This is a genomic window from Vibrio sp. 10N.261.52.C2, assembly GCF_041471425.1.
In the GTDB taxonomy this organism is placed as follows: domain Bacteria; phylum Pseudomonadota; class Gammaproteobacteria; order Enterobacterales; family Vibrionaceae; genus Vibrio; species Vibrio crassostreae_C.
Window position 1 is genome coordinate 1 of sequence record NZ_JBFROH010000003.1, and the last position, 17,574, is coordinate 17,574.

Below are 17,574 nucleotides of genomic sequence, written 5' to 3' on the forward strand. Positions count from 1 at the left end.
CGATGAACCATAAAAAAGCCAGCTTGGTGGCTGGCTTTGTTGAGATATTGAAAACTAAGTTTACAAGAATGCCGTCTCTATAGAGGCTTTCTCTACTCGTGTTCCTGTCTGTTACTCACACGGGGGTGCCATGTGAATCACGGCCAGGCCGCCTAGAGAAGTTTCACGGTACTTCTTGTTCATGTCTTTACCTGTTTGATACATGGTCTCGATAACCTTGTCTAACGAGATAAGACACTTGCTGGTACGTTTCAACGCCATGCGCGATGCATTGATGGCTTTCATTGCACCCATTGCGTTACGTTCGATACATGGCACCTGAACAAGGCCACCGATCGGATCGCATGTCATGCCCAGTGAGTGTTCCATCGCGATCTCAGCGGCAATACAAATCTGTTCGTTGCTACCACCACGTAGGGCAGTTAGGCCTGCTGCGGCCATTGATGAAGAAACGCCGACTTCACCCTGACAACCTACCTCTGCGCCAGAAATCGAAGCGTTGGTTTTGTATAAGATGCCGATTGCGCCAGAGACTGCCAAGAAGTCTTTAAGCTGCTTGGTGTCTAGCTCCTTGATGAAACGATGGTAGTACATCAATACCGCAGGAATAACCCCAGCTGCACCGTTGGTAGGTGATGTCACGACCTGACCGCCCGCTGCATTCTCTTCACTCACGGCAAAGGCAAATAGGTTAATCCAATCCATGATCTCCATTGGATCGTTTTCAATCGAGGCATTCGCTTCAAGCTTTTTAAGCAGAGCAGGTGCTCGACGAGTGACTTCTAGGCCGCCATCAAGGATGCCTTCCGTGTCAAAGCCACGCTGCATACACAGAGACATCACCTTCCAAATTTGGTCGGCTTTCTGGTCAATCACATCCATACCTTGGAATGAAACTTCGTTACGTAGAATTAAGCCACCAAGGCTCAGTCCTTGTTGTTCGGATAGTTCAAGCAACTGATCAGCAGAAGAGAAAGGGAACTCAACTTGAGTTTCTGCTTCCTGTTTGCCGTTTTGTAGCTCATCAGCGGTTGCGATAAAGCCACCACCAATCGAGTAGTAGGTTTCCATATCCAGAAGGCTGCCGCTTTCGTCAAAGGCAGAGATAGTCATGCCATTTTCATGCAACGGAAGGTTAGTTTTGTGGAAGAGCAGATCGCTTTCTACATCGAAATAAATTTCATGGTTACCGCTAACCAATAGAGATTTATCTTCAATCGCCTTACGCATTGCTTGGTTAGCACTGGTGATTTTAATGGTGTCGGGGCGGTTACCTAGCAAACCTAACAAGGTCGCTCTGTCTGTGTGGTGACCAATACCCGTCAATGATAACGAGCCGTATAAGTCGATTTGAATACGCTTCACTTGCTTAAGCTGAGCATCAATTTTTTGGGTAAAGTTAAACCCAGCGATCATTGGTCCATTTGTGTGGGAGCTGGATGGTCCAACCCCAATTTTGTAGATATCAAAAATAGACAGCATAGTAACTTCCTGTGAAGACGGTTCGATGGACGAACTCTGTGTAAAATTTGTATTTGGTTAGTTGCACTTCTTTGAGTGAACCTGTTCTTTGGGTGAAATAGTTATGCGATAGAGCGTATTCATTGATTGAAAGGGCTCTTTTATCGACTAGTGCTAACAAGCATAGAGCGATGAAATACAAGAGCGTGCTATGTTTGCTGTAAAGCGACACGTTTATTCTTGTATTACCTAAGATGTCGCTATCAATAGTGAGCATTATTGCGAGCAACATATAAGAATTTCAAAATACTTTTGTTAACAAGTATTGTATACATAATTCACTCCATCTAATCCCCAAAACGAGACTTGAACATAAAATGAGCATTAATCACCTCCTTATTGTGCTGGGTAAGCGACTTAATAAGAATAAATTGACTGATGAAGGAATTAGTCGAGTTGATGCTTTGGTTGAGTATCTGGCGGAGCCTTTGGTAGAAGAGTCGAATCAGCAAACTGCGGTAGCATTTTGTGGTGGGGTAACAAAAGGGCAAACACTGTCTGAAGCCGATGCGATGCACCAGTACTTTAGAAAGCTTGAAAAGCAGCGTGAACATCCGTTTTCTTTAGGGGCGATTTTGCTCGAGCAGCATTCGACCAACACTGTCGAGAACATACAGAACTTGGCCTCAGAGATGATTGCAAGCGGGCTGTTTACTCGTGGGCAAAGTGTGCAAGTGACATTCGTTTCGAATGACTACCACTTACAACGTATATTTGAGATTCAATCGCTCATGGACGAGCAAGGTTTGCTTAAAGTTCTCGTCGAGAAGTGTTCCGCACTTGGGGTTGAGCTGCAAATAGATCGCAGGTTGGATGCTCATGTTGCGGTGCCATACCCACATCAAAGTGCTCAAGGGCAATTGTTTCTGTTGATGGATGTACTGACGACCTACCGAGTTTATCTTGAAGGTGTTTGTGCGGGCACATTTAAGCGAGATTTGGAGTTGGTTAGACAAGAACCAGAAAGACTGTCTTTGGAAGCACTGATAGCCGTAAAGGAACTCGTTGGGCGTTCATCTGACTTTGACATTGTGGAGAGTTTGCTTCCAGTATTGGATCGCTGTATCCAGCAGACTTTAGTGGGGACCGATATAAAAAAAGTCAGGGAATACCTAGCTCTACTAGATACTAACCTGACTTTATTGAATCGTTATTTAGACCCGGAATCGGATCACACAAATATCGCTGGTGGCGATAGATGTTTATTTCTTTCTCGTGATGCCAAAAGCTAGAAGTTCAGTGCCTTCTTCAGCGATGTTTTTAACCGCTCGAACGTAATCATCGCCCATAACATTGTGCCAGAAGGCTCATGTGTTTTTTTACAGTGATTAACTTTGGTTTTCTGAATCTTGCTCATGGTTATTGCGGTAGTACTCCCACTGTTCAATGCGCTCGCCGTCATCGAATACACAGTAAGTTGTACGCTGATTGTTTTCAGTAACCGTGTCTAATTCACCGTCTTGTTGAACACAATAAACCGCTGCTGGGTTAGCGACTGAAACACGTTGGCCCTCGCTATATTCTGCATAGTCGTTTGCACAACCGCCTAATACAACGGCACATACAGCCATCAAACCAATTTTCTTCATGTCTATCTCCTACGTGATAACTCTATAATCGAATGCGTTAAGTTCTACAGAACCAAATGAGAAGCTCTATGAAATTAGTATATTTTAGATTTCAGAAAAGGTTGTCCTAATTTGGTCAAGATATTGAAATAGGTTGATATTTCTTCATGTTTAACGACTTTTTGAGTGTTAGATCAAGCTAAGTGGATTCAAGTTACCGTAGGAATATCCCCGTCCGATCCGTTCTGGTTAGCGGTTGTGAACCTCGAATCTATTGATGATTATGATATGATGCCGCCAAATTCAGTAGAGCAGTCAGAATCATGAGACACCTAAAAACAACCATCCATCCTGATATCGACCATCTAGACAATAAAACGGTCTATAAGCGCAACGCTGCCCGTGCCATTGTGTTAGATGGTGAAGACATTCTGATGCTGTATACAGAGCGTTATCACGACTACACCATTCCTGGTGGTGGTTTGGATGAAGGGGAAGATGTGATCGCAGGTATGGTTCGTGAACTCGAAGAAGAGACTGGCGCGAAGAATATCCATAGCATCAAGCCGTTCGGCATTTTTGAAGAGTTTCGTCCTTGGTACAAAGACGATGCAGACATGATGCACATGATTTCTTACTGCTACTCATGCAAGATCGATCGTGAGCTTGGTGAAACGGCTTACGAAGATTATGAAGTGAAAAACGGGATGAAACCGGTGTGGATGAATATCCATGAAGCGATCGCTCATAACGAAAAGACCATGGCAGAGAGCCCTAAGAAGGGCATGAGTATTGAACGTGAAACCTTTTTGCTGCATTTGATTGCCAAAGAGATGCTTTAGCCGTTATCAATACTAGCCTGCTAAGCTATTTATTTGCCGCCACTTTTGGCGGCAAAATTGTTTCTAGCAATGCTAAAATTTAATAGCGGAAACTAATTATTGAATATGGTTGATATTGTCAACTAAGTGTTTTTGATGTATCTTTACCTCAGCGATGAACCTATCTAGCTTAACTGCCCGGTTATATCGTTAAATCTCGCTGTGAGCCTGCCCTAAACAAAGAATACTATGAATAAAAGACAGTTTATTGCCCATTATCTGCGCATGAATCGCACCTCGTACTTATTGGCGATTGTGTTCATCTTTCTCGTCAACTGGTTACAAGTAGAGATCCCTCGTTATATCCAATTGGCGATAGATTTGATTGATGATGCCTCTTCAACTGGCCACCAACAGCTTCAAACCTATGTTTGGATTGTGGTCGGGATGTCGGTTGCCATGGTGGTGGTGAGAATTCTGTCTCGTATCTATGCGCTTAATCCGGGGCGAATTACAGAGGCCGCACTTAAAAGTACACTTCTACAAAAGTTGAATCGCTTACCGAGCAGCTTTCACGAACGCTTTGCTTCGGGTCGACTGATCTCGATTATCAACAATGACCTTAGTGGCATTCGACTGCTGTTTGGTGTCGGCTTCTTGCAGTTCTTCAATGCCTTGCTTGCGTTGTCGTTGACGCCTCTTTACATGTGGCGCATATCGCCAGAACTCACACTGTATTCGATCATTCCTATCTCAATCGCTTTTGTGATTTTCCGTGTGGGCTTCAAGCGTATGAAAACGCTGCATTTAGAGCACATGAAGCGTCTACAAAACCTGTCTGCTCAACTAATGAGTTACCTGTCTGGGATTGATCTCATTAAGAGCCAGCAGATGTCACCCTGGGTGAAAGCCGAAACTGAAAAGCTGAACCAGTTATTGCTTGAATGCCGCCTTAAAATTACACGCATTCAAGTCTTCTTTATGCCGGTACTCGACTACGCCAATGACCTGATGAAAATCATCATTCTTGGGCTTGGTGGCTACATGTTAATGAGACAGGAACTCACACTTGGTGAGATTACCGCCTTTCTGACTTACTCGGTTTTGCTCGCTATGCCATTGATGCAACTTGGCAGAATCGCGACCATTTATCAGCGTGGCATGGTAGGTATTCAAAGTGCACAAACCATTCTTAATGCCAAAGTCCCGGAGCTTGATGAAGGTAAGCTGACTGAACTAGATGTTGAATCACTGAAGGGAAAAACGTTTTCTGTTCGCAACCTCAGCTTCAGCTATTCAGGTGAAGAACGCGTGATTCTCGATGACATCAGCTTTGATATTCCAGCAGGTAAGAAAGTGGGTGTGTTAGGCGGGATCGGAGCGGGTAAAACGACATTAGTGAACTGCTTAAACCACCACTTGGATGTACCACAAGGTTCTGTTTTCCTTGGTGAAAGAGATGTCACTAGCTTCTCACGCAGTGACTTACGCCGTTACGTGAAAACCGTGACTCAAGACCCTTACCTGTTTTCAGCAACCGTCGAAGACAATATCCGCTTTGGTAGCCTAGATACCGATTTGGCAAAGAGTCAGGTTGATGAAGTGCTAGAGCTCAGCCAGTTGGCTAGTGATGTGACACGTTTTGAACACGGCGATCAAACCTTAGTCGGTGAGAAAGGGATCATGTTGTCAGGTGGTCAGAAGCAGCGCTTAAGTATTGCGCGTGCTTTATTGCAACCCACCGACCTGATCATCATGGATAACGTTCTATCGGCTGTCGACTATGAAACAGAACGTAAGATCTTGGGAGGTTTGTTTAAACGTTTGGAAAATCAATCGGTTCTTGTGGTTTCACACCGCGTTAATGCCCTTGAATATATGGATGAAGTCATCGTGTTGAACGAAGGTAAAGTGATCGCGAAGGGCGACCACGCCACGTTATTGAAAACCTGTGATTACTATTACGATACATGGCAACTACAGCAGAATGAAACGGAGGCAGCAGCATGTTAAAAGGTGTTGATCTCAAATACCTCAAGCACTTTTTTAAGTTTGCTAAGAAATACAAAGGCTCTGCGATTCTGGGCATCGCTATGCTTCCTCTTTCTGTCATCACGAGCTTGTTGTTCCCTTGGCTGATCATTCAAGTGATCGATGTTCACCTGAGTCATGGGGATATGGATGGTCTGCTCGAATACGTCTTCTATCTCGTTGCCGTGCTGGTGGCGAGTTATGTGGTGGATACCACCTATTCGTACAACCTTCGTAAAACTGGGCAATACACGATAACTGACATGCGCTCAGTGTTGTTTGCTCGCGTGCTCAAACTGCCACGCAGCTATTTTGATAACACACCGATTGGCGTAACGCTTTCACGATTAACCAGTGATTTGGAAACCATCGGCGAGACGTTTGTTCAGTCGGTTGTCGGGCTAGTTAAAGACAGCATCAATACCATTGCTCTGTTAGTGATGATGTTCTTTATTGATTGGCAGTTAACGATGATTGTATTGATCATTATGCCACCAGTGATGTACTTGACGGTGTATGTGAGAAACCGACTTCGTGCTTTGTATAAGGTGACTCGTTCTTCTTTGGCTCGCAGTATTGGCTTTTTACAAGAAGTCTTATTTGGCATGAAAACCGTTCAGATGTACCGAGCGGAAGAGCAAGTCGAGCAACGCTACCAAGGCTATACCGATGAGTTTTTAAGAGCGCAGAAGAAGATCAATAAATACGATGCGATTTTGTTCTCGTTTATCTCCGGCATCACTTCAATCACTATCGCGATTATGATCTGGTATGGCTCTGAGCAAGTGATAGAAGGAGCGCTCACCTTGGGTGTGCTGATTGCGTTCATCAATACTTTAGAGAAAGTGTTTGTTCCGATCCGAGACTTTACTTCGCAGATCGCTTCGATTCAGAGTTCATTTGCAGCGTTTGACCATATTGAAGAACTGTTTGTTGAGCCGACTGAAGAGGAAGGGCGTAACCTGCTGCCATCTAACAAGGTTGAGAAACAGCTTGAACAGTTTGTGAGCCTAGAGTTTAAGAACGTAAGCTTCCGCTACAAAGACGACTCTCCCTACGTTCTAAAGAATGTCTCGTTTGTATTGGAGAAAGGGCATCAAATTGCCCTTGTGGGTTCGACGGGTTCGGGCAAGTCGACGATTCTGCGTCTGATCTCTAAAACCTACCAAGATTATGAAGGCAGCATTTTGTTGAATGGAATAGAGCTGTCACAGATCTCAAGTGAAGACTCTGCTCATTTGTTCTCAATGATGATGCAAGACGTGCACTTATTTGAAGAGACCATTCAATTCAATATCGCGCTGGGCAAAACGCATCTATCTAGAACTGAGGTTGAACAGGCGGCGCGCTATGTTTATGCCGATAAGTTTATTGAACAATTGCCACAAGGTTATGACTTCCACTTGGAAAAGAACGGCTCCAACTTGTCTGTAGGGCAAACGCAGCTTATCTCGTTCGCTAGAGCGGTTGCACAGGGTGGTCAATTGATGATGCTTGACGAGGCGACCAGTTCGGTAGATTCAATCACCGAAGACCTGATTCAAAAAGCAATGCAGCGCCTTTTCAAGGAAAAAACTGTGATTGCGATTGCACACCGTTTGAGTACCGTTCGTCACTCAGATACGATTTTGGTGTTGGAAAAGGGTGAAATTGTTGAGCAAGGTAATCATCAACAGCTGGTGGCACACAATGGTATTTATGCTGGCTTGTTACAAGAATCGATTGTAGAAACGGGCGATTCTCAAGTAACGGTTGCCTGATCACCTCAAATCAGGTTTACCGTTATCGATACTATGAATTGGTGTTGCTTATGTTTCACCAATTTCTATTCTTTTCTAGTATTCCCAGTAGCTTAGGAAAAATAAAACATATTTTACGATTATTAATATGTTATGATATCCCTACTACTAAAGGGGTGTCTTAGGGCATCGGGATGTATGCAAGCAAAAAGAACCGGCTTGTGTCAGTCACTTTCTGGCGAATATGGAATCGAAAATGTTGTTGGAAGAAGTTGTAGAAATTATCGAATTAACCGACTCAGACCATTTATCTCAAGCAATGGAACTGTTTAACGAGCATGGTTTTGTTGATACTGAGTCTTTACCTTTTATGAATGTTGTTTTTGAAACAGCACCAGATCAACTTGCGAAGAAGCTGTCGCAGATTGGTTTTAAAGGTTTAGTGCAAGTCGAAAAGAACGAAGATGCATCAGGCTTCACCATTATTGATGCTGACCGTGTTCTGCTAAAAGACTCTGCTTAACTGTAAGATTCTTCTTAATGACAAGAATAAGATTCAGCTTAGTGAAAAGACTCTATCCAGTTCAGTAACACCCGTTATGATTATTTGAGGTTAACACAGTGACAACAGCAACCGTTTCATCAACAGAGCAACACATTTCCAATGAACATGCGCTTTTAGGTGCATCGTTATTAGCGTCTCAAAAAGTTGAGTTGGCTCTGTTCAGTGTGATCTCTAAATTAGTTAAAACCCTATCAAAAGATCAGCAACAGGCATTAGGTCTGGATTTGGATACCTTTTTAAGGGAGAAGCCAAGTGAACAAGCCTCGACTCTGAGCCACTACGAAAATACGTTTGGTGAGCAACTTCCTTTGAAGGCCAATGAACTCAACGATTTTATTTATCATCGAAACTTGGTTACTCGTGGATTTTGGCGTGTGACTGGAGCTGATGTTAAAGGCGGTGAGAAGCTTGCTAACCCAGAGCTTTATTTAAAAGAGTTCTTGGCCAAGTGTGAATACTGGCAAGTGATGCTTGATACTCAAACCAAGTAATCAAATAGAAATAAGAAAGCCATAGCGAACATGCTATGGCTTTTTTGTTGTTTGTGCAAATTGTCTTGAATTCTTTGAATCTAGAGCATCATCTTCAATACATAGTTCCTAGAGACAAAGTGGTGTTTAAGTGTGGCACTGATATGCAGCACAATTAAACAGGCTAGGGCAATACAACTGGCACGATGGAAATAGAAAAAGAAGCCGTTGATTGCAGAGTCGGTAATTAGATTATTTACGCTCACTAACCAAAATAAAGAGTACGGTTCTTTTAGCATTAAGTAGCCGGTGCTGAAAACCATAAACATCACAAGATACATCAAAGAGTGTGCAAGCTTGGCAACGCATTTTTGCCCTTCAGGCACAGAGGTTGGCATGCTTGGCGACGAGCGAAAGTGGCTCCAGATATAACGAACCACAAGCAGTGGCGTCGCAACGGTCGCCAATGACATGTTGAGCACTGACAGCAAAGAAAACAGCTCTGGATGACTGGTGACATTGTGCATCACATACCCTGCGATTGTTGCATAGATGATTACAGAAGCCATTACCCAGTGCAGTACACGGCTTACTAAATCGTATCGTGGATTATTCAAATTAACCTCGTTCTGATCGTTATTAATATAAGATTCATCTCGATGCAATAAACCATTTTTCGGTATATTCGCATCGCGAATTAATCATATAGAACAGTATTACGCGGTATTTTTATAATTTAGAAATTAATGATGTTGCTTCAGGTGTTTTATAATTATCAATGATGTTTTAGAGTGTTAATTCCAATATGGACATAGCAAACTTGTCGACTTCCTAGCTTGTATGCCTATTACGAGATACAGTTAGTCTAAAGATAAATATATAAGGAATGTATAATGCTTCGAATCTTATTGATTGCAGTTATCTCGGTGTTCAGCACGATGAGTTTTGCAAGCGAAGAGGTTAAGTACTCGGAACAAGAGTATTTGGATAGACCGCTGATGGAACGCTATATCTTGGATGAGTTGAAGCAGCTTCGAATGGAACAGCAGGATCTTGAAAGACGCTTGACCATTCAGATGACTGACCGGGAACTGACTGTGGCAGACAAGTCTCTGAATTACGCCAATGTAACCGTAACCTACTTCTTCTACATTATTGCTGGTGTGGCCTCTCTTATCGCGCTGGTGGGTTGGCAATCCATCAAAGAGCTTAAACACACAACTCAAGACATGGCTGATAAGCGACTTAATTCTATCGCTCAAGACTATGAGAAGAAGTTTAATGTTCTTGAACGGGATCTTAAGCGCAAGACCAGAATCATTTCCGACAACAACCGCGAAATTGAAATTATCAATGAGATTCATAACCTATGGTTGAGAGCACAGAACGCACAAACGGCAGAGCAAAAAATTGAAATCTACGATGAAATACTGAAGGTTCGTCCTGGAGATTTAGAAGCACTTACTGCCAAAGCTGACGCTGCTATGGATATACAGGAATACCACTGGGCAATGAGTCTTTGTAACCGTGTATTAGAAGTCGATGACCAAAATGCTCATGCCTTGTATCAACGTGCTTGCGCCTATGCTCGATTAGGGGCAGAAGGTCAAGCTATCGATGACTTAGAGCGCGCTATTGAAGCCAGTGGGTCCATGAGAGAGCTGCTAACTGAAGAGCCGGACTTTGAGATGCTGCGAGGCTTAGAACGCTTCGAAGTACTTCGTGAAGAGTAATATGAGGTAAAGATCCGTGTAAACTAAGGTGGTGGGCTTTGCATGCTCACCATACTTTCACACCTATCGCGCTATGGTTTCTTACATTTCATTTATTTTTTTGATTTAATTGTTATGTTATAACACTTTCTAAGTTCCTCGTTATAACCGCTAAGTATTTTATGAAGTTCCTCCGTATTGGTCTGATCGTTACTGCGATCAGCGCATTTTCCCTTGCTGCTTTGCTCTCTTTTCACTCCAAACCAGCACCAGAAATCTCTATCAAAATAACCCCTTACCAAGGTTCTCAACCTAATGATAAGGAAGTCATCGACTCGCAAGCGACTCCCAACTCTTTGGTTAAGGTCCATTATTTTGTGAAAGTTGGCGATACGCTAAGCAACATCTTTTCGTCATGGCAACTGCCATATGGAACCGTTCAAAAGGTGATGGAAGCGGATCTGGAGTCTTTGAAACTCGACACAATAAAACCTGGTGACCATCTAGAGTTGCTTTTGGATAGTGACTCAAAACAGCTTGTGGAGCTGATTTATCACGAGAGTTTGGTTGAGCAAGCAGCCTTTACTCGAAACGATGATGGTAGCTTCACCTATAAATTCCACGAGATCCCAGGCGAATGGAAAGAAAAACTCTATGCGGGTAGTGTTCACGGTAGCTTTTCAACGTCAGCCTACAAAGCGGGGTTAACTACTAACCAGATAGCCAATATCACCCGCACACTAAAAGACAAAGTCAACTTCGCTCGAGAGCTGAGAGCTGGTGATAGCTTCAATGTATTGGTCAAAGAGCAGTACACGGATGATCACCTAACGGGTAAAACAGAAATTCAAGGTATCTCAATTCAATTAAGAAACCGAGAAGTCGCAGCTTTTCTAGCACCAGATGGTCTTTTTTATGACAGAGAGGGAAATAGTCTAGAGCAAGCCTTTGATAGATACCCAGTCGACAGAAAATTCCGAAGAATCACTTCTTCGTTCAATCCGACACGAAGACACCCAGTAACTGGGCGAATCTCACCGCACAATGGTACCGACTTTGCGACACCTGTTGGTTCACCTATCTACTCAACTGGTGATGGTCGAGTGGTGGCACTTCGTGACCACCCGTATGCTGGTAAATATTTGGTGATTGAACACAACAGCGTATATACGACGCGTTATCTTCACTTGAGCCGCTTCTTAGTTAAGAAAGGTCAGCAAATTAAGCGAGGTCAGAAAATTGCGCTATCGGGTGCTACTGGTCGTATTACTGGCCCGCACTTGCACTTTGAGGTATTGGTTCGTGGTCGCGCCGTCGATGCGATGAAGGCGAACTTACCAATGGCAAGCTCAATTATGCCTAAAGATAGAAAAGAGTTTTTGGCTCGAATTGCCTCTTTTGATGCCATGCTCTCTGAGCCCGCAGATCGCGCGAGTTAGAGATATTCATATCTAACTTGGCAACGCATACAATCACGCCCCTTAGTTAGCGATTTAGCTAAGGGGCGTTTTTTTAAAGAATCACACGATTAAGCGACTGAATCCGTTATTCGATGGATAGAGCTATTGAGCGATAGGTTTGCCACTGATTAAGCAACCACCACTGCCGTGCCACTAGCAGAGACCATCAACATGCCATTACCTGTTCCCAAGACTTCGTAATCAATATCTACGCCTACCACCGCGTTGGCACCCGCTTCAATCGCTTTCTGTTCTAACTCTTTGAACGCGTAGTTACGTGCTTTTTCCAGTTCTTTCTCGTAGGTGCCAGAACGTCCACCCACAAAGTCACGAATTCCTGAAAACATATCTTTGAAAACGTTCACCCCTAGAATGGCTTCTCCGGCAATAACCCCTTTGTAATCGACAATGCGCTTGCCTTCGACTGATTGTGTGGTGGTAATAATCATAATGGCCTCTTGTAAGCTTGCTGAGCTGTCACTCGCTTATTGATTGATAGTTTGGTCTTGCTCTTGAATGTCATCGTTCAGTGCTGTCTCTGAGCGTGTGAATTCATGTCTTAACCATGTTCTCAGTTTTAGCACACTTTCTTGTTTTAATTTGTTTTTTGGGCAAACAAAGTAAAAATCTTGGTGCGGGTTAGCAACCGGTTTACCCAGTTCGACAAGCATCCCGTGGCTGATGTCATCCTTCACAAACAAGCGATGTGTAACCAATACGCCTAGTGAACGAATCGCAGCTTGTACTGCTTGAATGGAGACATCGAATGTCAGGTTGCTATGGAATGTGGGCATTGGGATTTGGTAATTGTCGCACCACACTTGCCAGTCGTGTTGTCGCCTGAGGTTAAAAACGCCAATGGTCGGGTTTTGTTTGACGAGTTGTTCGACGCTCAATCCGGTCTGGTTTTTTAATATCGTAGGGCTACACACCAAGATTAGGTCATCGTCGCCCAGTTTCTCGCTGTAATATTGTTCCCACTCGTTGGGTTTGCCATGTACAAGCGCAACATCGACCCCTTCCTGCTCGATATCGAAAGGGCCAGTTAGCGTCGAAATGCGGATATCAAGTGAGGGAGCGAAGGCTTGGAAGTCGGGAACTCGTGGGATCCACCAGTGCATCGCTAGCGAATTGACCATGTTGAGGGTAATGCGGTGGTCGTTAGGCGTTCTGGCAAGCTCTTCGGTCGCCTCTATCACTTGCTCAAGTGCGGGAGCAACTTTGCGGTAATATCGCTTACCTGCGGCATTAAGAACAACACGACGACCGACTCGTTGAAACAGAGGCTTGTTGACCAGTTGTTCTAACGACTTTATCGCTTGGCTTACCGCAGAGTGACTGACGTACAATACCCGCGCGGCGTCGGTCATGCTGCCAGTCTCAGCAACAGCAATGAAAGCATAAACGGATTTAAGCGGAACGAGTTTTTTCATTGGTAAGTTTTCCTTACAGTTATAGTTAATATTACTCGCTATTTTTCATTACGTCACGCCTCTAAAATAGATGTCATAGGAGGTGATAATTATGTCTGATATTACCAAGGCGACGACTTTCATGTTGTTGTCGACGTTCAGTTTGTCTTTAAGTGGCTTGATGGCCAAGTATCTATCTGAAGTGATGCCCACTTCGTTACTCAGTTTTGTGCGTTTTTTGTTACCCAGTCTGTTTTTATTTCTTTTCCTGACCTTTTACAAAATCAGCAAGCCGACACGAGAAATGTGGAAACCTTTGGTGATGCGGGCGATCTTTATGGTGGCGTGTCAGTGGTGTTTCCTTACTTCACTGCAAACCTTAACGCTTGTTGAAGGGGTTGTGTTGTTCAGTACGGGGCCTCTGTTTATTCCATTGTTAGAAAAGTTAATATTTAGAACCAAGATTCATACAACGACGATAGTGTGTTTAGCTGTCACCTTTGTTGGCGTAGTGATGATGGCGGGGGATTGGTCGCAGTTTGAGTTGGGTTCGGAGTTCTTTAGACCTGCGCTTCTGCTTGGGCTTCTCGCGGGGGTATTTAATTCTGGCTCGCAAGTGAGTTTGTACCGAGCGTCTAAAACCAGCCTGACACCAGCAGAGCTTAACGCGTGGACCTTTTTAGTTGCGGCAATTATTGTGATACCAATGGTGGTGTTTACTTCTGTTTCTGCGGTGCCTGATGTACTTGAAAGTGCAGAGAAAGGAACCTTGTCGGCGTTGCTGTCTTTTGACGATTTACGCTGGATTGTTCTCGGATCACTTGGTCTTGCACTGTTTACCATCAATACCCAAATCTTCCGTTCCAAGGCGTATAAGCTTGCAGACAGTGGCTCCCAGTTGGCACCTCTGATTTTTACTAACATGCTGTTTAGCGCGCTTTGGCAGGGCTTGTTCTTTGATGATGTGTTTTCTACACAGCAGATGATTGGCATTAACCTGATTGTCGTGGCGAGCATCACCAATACATTGCTGGCAAAAAGACACAGCAAGGCGAAAGCCAAACAAAAACCGCACACCACAGTAGCTGTAGCGACTGTAGTGGACGTTGCGGTATTGGACTCGGCAGCTAAAAGCTAACCATTGAGTTATGGCTTATCCTCTGAATGGTTAATTTAAAACTTAGAACAATGAGCGTATGTATTCTTTTACTCGGTCGATGTGTTCGTGCGGGTCAATCTCGCAGCGTTGGTTCATTTCTAGGAATCGCTCAGCGTATTTATCGTAGATTTTGTTTTCCAAAAACAGTAAATACAACTTGGGATCGATATGACCGCTGGTGGCCATGTCGGTCATGATGTTGAGTGATTCGCTTAAGAGTTTACCTTTCTTATAAGGGCGATCACTAGAGGTGAGCGCTTCAAAGACATCAGCAATTGCCATTGCTCTGGACGGCAGAGGTAACTGGTCTTCGTTTAAGCCTCTTGGGTATCCCTTACCGTCGATACGTTCGTGGTGTCCGCTGGCGATATCCGGAATGTTTTGAAGGTAAGGCGGGTAAGGCAACTTGTTGAGCATGGTGAAGGTTTGGATAATATGATCGTTGATCATGAAACGTTCTTCATCGTTTAGCGTACCACGGCGTACTTTCAAATTGTGCAGTTCACCTTGGTTGTATTTAACTTCTCCGGGCTTAAGTACAAACGCTTCTTGCCATACATCGGCAGGGTTAAAGCCATTGTCCCAAGGTATTTTATGCTCCGGTTTGTCTGCAAGCAGAGGCTCCATGACAGGCAAACCCTTTTCCTGACTTGTTGGCTCAGTTCTCTCTTTCTCAACCGACTCTTTTTGGGTGTTAAATCTCTCTTTTTCAGACCAAGACAAACCCAATTGATCATCCAGTGTACGTTTCCATTGGCGTTTGGCTATTTGATCTAAGCGTTCTAGCTGCTCTTCCGTCATAGATTCGCCGCCAAGATTACACTCAGCAACGAAGGCAAACTCCTCATCCAGTTCAGACAGGCTTTGTTCGAGTATTTTGAGTTGTTCTTCTTGTAGTGCACCGTTCGCCATCGCTTTCCAGTAATCGGTTTCCGCTTGCTGTTTCAACAACTCAAAACGCATTCGCACTTCGTGGATTCGGTCGTAAATGGTTTCCAGTTTTGTTGCCTTATCTACCACATATTCAGGCGTGGTCACCTTGCCGCAGTCATGAAGCCAAGCGGCGAGCATCAACTCTTCCCACTGTTTACTGTCCAATGAGAATTGCGGGTAATAGCGGTCATCATCTATGGTTGCTTGAGTTAGCCATTTGGTGAGCTCAGGCACTCGTTGGCAATGCCCGCCCGTATAAGGTGACTTGGTATCAATCGCCGATGCAATCAGCTCAATAAAGGCATTAAGCATGTCTTTTTGTTGCTGCATTTGGTCGATGTTGTCTTTCGCTATTTCCGCAAAGCTGAGCAGCTCTCGTAAAAAGGCGTGCTTATCGGCCTGCATCTTGGTGATCGGTCTTTCATAGCCAATTGCCACAATCCCTACTAACAGCTTCTCTCGGTTTAATAGTGGAAACAGGTACAGATCTGAATTGAAGATCGAATCTTGGTAATAGTTGAGAACATTGTCTTTTCGGTTCAAATGGATCGTCTCACCAGATTTAAGCTGACACAGCAACCAAGGCGTGTGTTTGATGAAGTCATTGATGTCGGCCTTAAAAGGAAGAATGGCAAGGTTGGCTGCCGTATCAAACACGTCTTTCTCTTTGGATTGAGTGAAAAGGACAATGGTTTCTGCTTTGGTAATTAAATAGCTTTGATGAGCAATGTTCTTGGCTAAGATCGAAAACTCCTGATTCCCGGCGGTGTCTCGAAGTAGGGTAATCAGATCATGAAGCGTGTGTTCCATTAGCTCAATCGAGTGGGCGAGGTTAGCCACTTCTTGAATCATGCTTTTGGGATAATGAGTACGCCTGAAGTCGAACCGAGCGATGTTGTCGGTGAGTTGCATCAGCGTATTGAGCGGCTGAGACAGTCGATTAGCAACAAACCATACGATAGCGAAGCAGATGAACAACATCCCAATCGCGACCGCAACTTGCTTGTCTCGCATCGAGATAAGATCAGCGAGCAGCTCATTGTGTGGCGTCGCTTCTGCCAAGTATAAGGTGACATTTTGAGTCAGTTGAACCGGCGTTAGCGTTAGTGCCCAAGTGTTTAAGTTGTACTCAACGTTTTTTAGATTGAGGTTAAACTTCTCTTCATCAGAGATAAGCGGCGCAATAACGGACGCTTTCAATGCTTCCATCTGTTCACGTTTGGGCACATTAAAGAAGCTTTGGTCTTGCTCACTGCCAGAGAGATTCCCCGTCGTTTGGTTGTTCGTTTGCTCAGTTTTACTTGTGTCATCAGATTGGGAGTCAGGCTTGGGTACTGATAGCTCAAGTTGATGCTGACCGAGAAGATTAAAATGTTGATCGAACAAGGCGAGTCGGGTTTGCGGAGAATAAGCTAATTCACTGATCTGAGAAGAGAGGGAACTCAACGTAAAGTCGGCACCAACCACATGCTTGCCATCGGCAGAACGCCTAGAGAGTGTAATGCCATTGGTTTGCAGGAAATAGAATAGATAGGGCTCAGAGAGTTGTATTGAGCCATCAGGCTTTGCGTTACGAAACCAAGGACGAGTTGTGGGGTTGAACTTACTCTCTGCTTGTCGAGTACTGATCACTTGATGTGCGCCATCAAGATAGGTAATAAAGTTTTCACCGTCTAGATTGGTGCTGCTGACCATCATGGTCGCTTTAGCGGGCGCGCTGTTTTCGGCTCTCTGTTTATTGGTGCTTAATGGACGAAAGATTCTGAAGTCACCATCTTCAGAACCATAAAATAGAGCGACCAAATTGGTGTTTTGCTTGAAGATGATATCGACCGAAGCAAGCCAAGAGTCTTTTTCGACAGCGGAAGCTTGATGAGCAACAAACGGGCTCACCGCCATCACATTTAAGGTTGTGATAACAGGGGCAATGGCTTGTTTAAATACTGATTCCAGTTTGTCGCGGTGCTCATTACTGATCTCGCGCACTGTGCCTAGCAGCAGCTCTTGGGAGTGCCGATAACTTATCGAAATCAATACCGCACCGACAAGTGTTGTCAAAATTAGGAAAAGGCTAGTGATGTGGATACTCAGCGGATATCGTCTTCTTCTCATCTAACACTCCGGTTTGTAGACTGGTTTAAGTATTGACGAACTTGGGTAGGTTGCAAAAAATTGGCGCAATT

Annotated in this window: 14 protein-coding genes and 1 pseudogene; 9 read left to right on the plus strand and 6 right to left on the minus strand. The window is 44.2% G+C overall.

From position 1 onward, the window contains the following. Nucleotides 1–111 precede the first annotated feature (111 nt). Entirely contained in the window at nucleotides 112–1,482 is a 1,371-nt protein-coding gene (locus tag AB4307_RS00410) for an L-serine ammonia-lyase (RefSeq protein ID WP_017068616.1), read from the minus strand. A 356-nt stretch (nucleotides 1,483–1,838) separates the two neighbouring features. On the opposite strand from AB4307_RS00410, the pseudogene AB4307_RS00415 reads away from it, so the two are divergent. Then, nucleotides 1,839–2,719 (plus strand): annotated as a pseudogene (locus AB4307_RS00415) (YdcF family protein). 130 nt (nucleotides 2,720–2,849) lie between these two features. Here the strand turns inward: AB4307_RS00415 and AB4307_RS00420 are convergent. Then, nucleotides 2,850–3,110 (minus strand): putative hemolysin, encoded by a 261-nt coding sequence (locus tag AB4307_RS00420; RefSeq protein WP_017059521.1) that lies wholly within the window; start codon nucleotides 3,108–3,110, stop codon nucleotides 2,850–2,852. A 302-nt stretch (nucleotides 3,111–3,412) separates the two neighbouring features. On the opposite strand from AB4307_RS00420, the gene AB4307_RS00425 reads away from it, so the two are divergent. From AB4307_RS00425 to AB4307_RS00445, 5 genes are all read left to right on the plus strand, one after another. Beyond that, a complete protein-coding gene (locus AB4307_RS00425; RefSeq protein WP_017059522.1) occupies nucleotides 3,413–3,931 on the plus strand; it encodes an NUDIX hydrolase in 519 nt (172 codons plus the stop codon). Nucleotides 3,932–4,159: 228 nt separating this feature from the next. After that, nucleotides 4,160–5,923 (plus strand): ABC transporter ATP-binding protein, encoded by a 1,764-nt coding sequence (locus AB4307_RS00430; RefSeq protein ID WP_372130754.1) that lies wholly within the window; start codon nucleotides 4,160–4,162, stop codon nucleotides 5,921–5,923. Further along, nucleotides 5,917–7,701 (plus strand): ABC transporter ATP-binding protein, encoded by a 1,785-nt coding sequence (locus tag AB4307_RS00435; protein WP_372126011.1) that lies wholly within the window; start codon nucleotides 5,917–5,919, stop codon nucleotides 7,699–7,701. The genes AB4307_RS00430 and AB4307_RS00435 overlap by 7 nt, the downstream gene beginning before the upstream one ends. A gap of 235 nt (nucleotides 7,702–7,936) precedes the next feature. Then, nucleotides 7,937–8,203, plus strand: coding sequence for a hypothetical protein (locus AB4307_RS00440; protein WP_017067627.1), 267 nt, complete (start codon nucleotides 7,937–7,939; stop codon nucleotides 8,201–8,203). Between the two features lie 98 nt (nucleotides 8,204–8,301). After that, nucleotides 8,302–8,736 (plus strand): hypothetical protein, encoded by a 435-nt coding sequence (locus tag AB4307_RS00445; protein ID WP_372126013.1) that lies wholly within the window; start codon nucleotides 8,302–8,304, stop codon nucleotides 8,734–8,736. Nucleotides 8,737–8,816: 80 nt separating this feature from the next. Here AB4307_RS00445 and AB4307_RS00450 read toward each other — a convergent pair whose 3' ends face one another. Further along, nucleotides 8,817–9,332, minus strand: coding sequence for a cytochrome b (locus AB4307_RS00450; protein ID WP_104216171.1), 516 nt, complete (start codon nucleotides 9,330–9,332; stop codon nucleotides 8,817–8,819). 276 nt (nucleotides 9,333–9,608) lie between these two features. Between AB4307_RS00450 and AB4307_RS00455 the strand changes: the two genes are divergently transcribed. Both AB4307_RS00455 and AB4307_RS00460 read left to right on the plus strand, forming a co-directional pair. Beyond that, a complete protein-coding gene (locus AB4307_RS00455) occupies nucleotides 9,609–10,448 on the plus strand; it encodes a tetratricopeptide repeat protein (protein ID WP_017069419.1) in 840 nt (279 codons plus the stop codon). Nucleotides 10,449–10,609: 161 nt separating this feature from the next. Next, entirely contained in the window at nucleotides 10,610–11,866 is a 1,257-nt protein-coding gene (locus AB4307_RS00460) for a peptidoglycan DD-metalloendopeptidase family protein (protein ID WP_017070643.1), read from the plus strand. A gap of 149 nt (nucleotides 11,867–12,015) precedes the next feature. On the opposite strand, the gene AB4307_RS00465 is transcribed toward AB4307_RS00460, so the two are convergent. Together AB4307_RS00465 and AB4307_RS00470 are read right to left on the minus strand one after the other, a co-directional pair. Beyond that, on the minus strand, nucleotides 12,016–12,336 hold the full coding sequence (locus tag AB4307_RS00465; RefSeq protein WP_004730185.1) for a heavy metal-binding domain-containing protein: 321 nt from the start codon (nucleotides 12,334–12,336) through the stop codon (nucleotides 12,016–12,018). A gap of 36 nt (nucleotides 12,337–12,372) precedes the next feature. Further along, entirely contained in the window at nucleotides 12,373–13,320 is a 948-nt protein-coding gene (locus AB4307_RS00470; protein ID WP_102428808.1) for a LysR substrate-binding domain-containing protein, read from the minus strand. Nucleotides 13,321–13,411: 91 nt separating this feature from the next. On the opposite strand from AB4307_RS00470, the gene AB4307_RS00475 reads away from it, so the two are divergent. After that, nucleotides 13,412–14,437 carry a DMT family transporter gene (locus AB4307_RS00475; protein ID WP_017059531.1) on the plus strand — a complete coding sequence of 342 codons (1,026 nt, stop codon included), beginning with the start codon at nucleotides 13,412–13,414 and terminating at the stop codon, nucleotides 14,435–14,437. Between the two features lie 42 nt (nucleotides 14,438–14,479). On the opposite strand, the gene AB4307_RS00480 is transcribed toward AB4307_RS00475, so the two are convergent. Further along, complete coding sequence (locus AB4307_RS00480; protein WP_102332041.1) at nucleotides 14,480–17,503, minus strand: HD domain-containing phosphohydrolase; 3,024 nt, start codon at nucleotides 17,501–17,503, stop codon at nucleotides 14,480–14,482. Nucleotides 17,504–17,574: the final 71 nt, after the last annotated feature.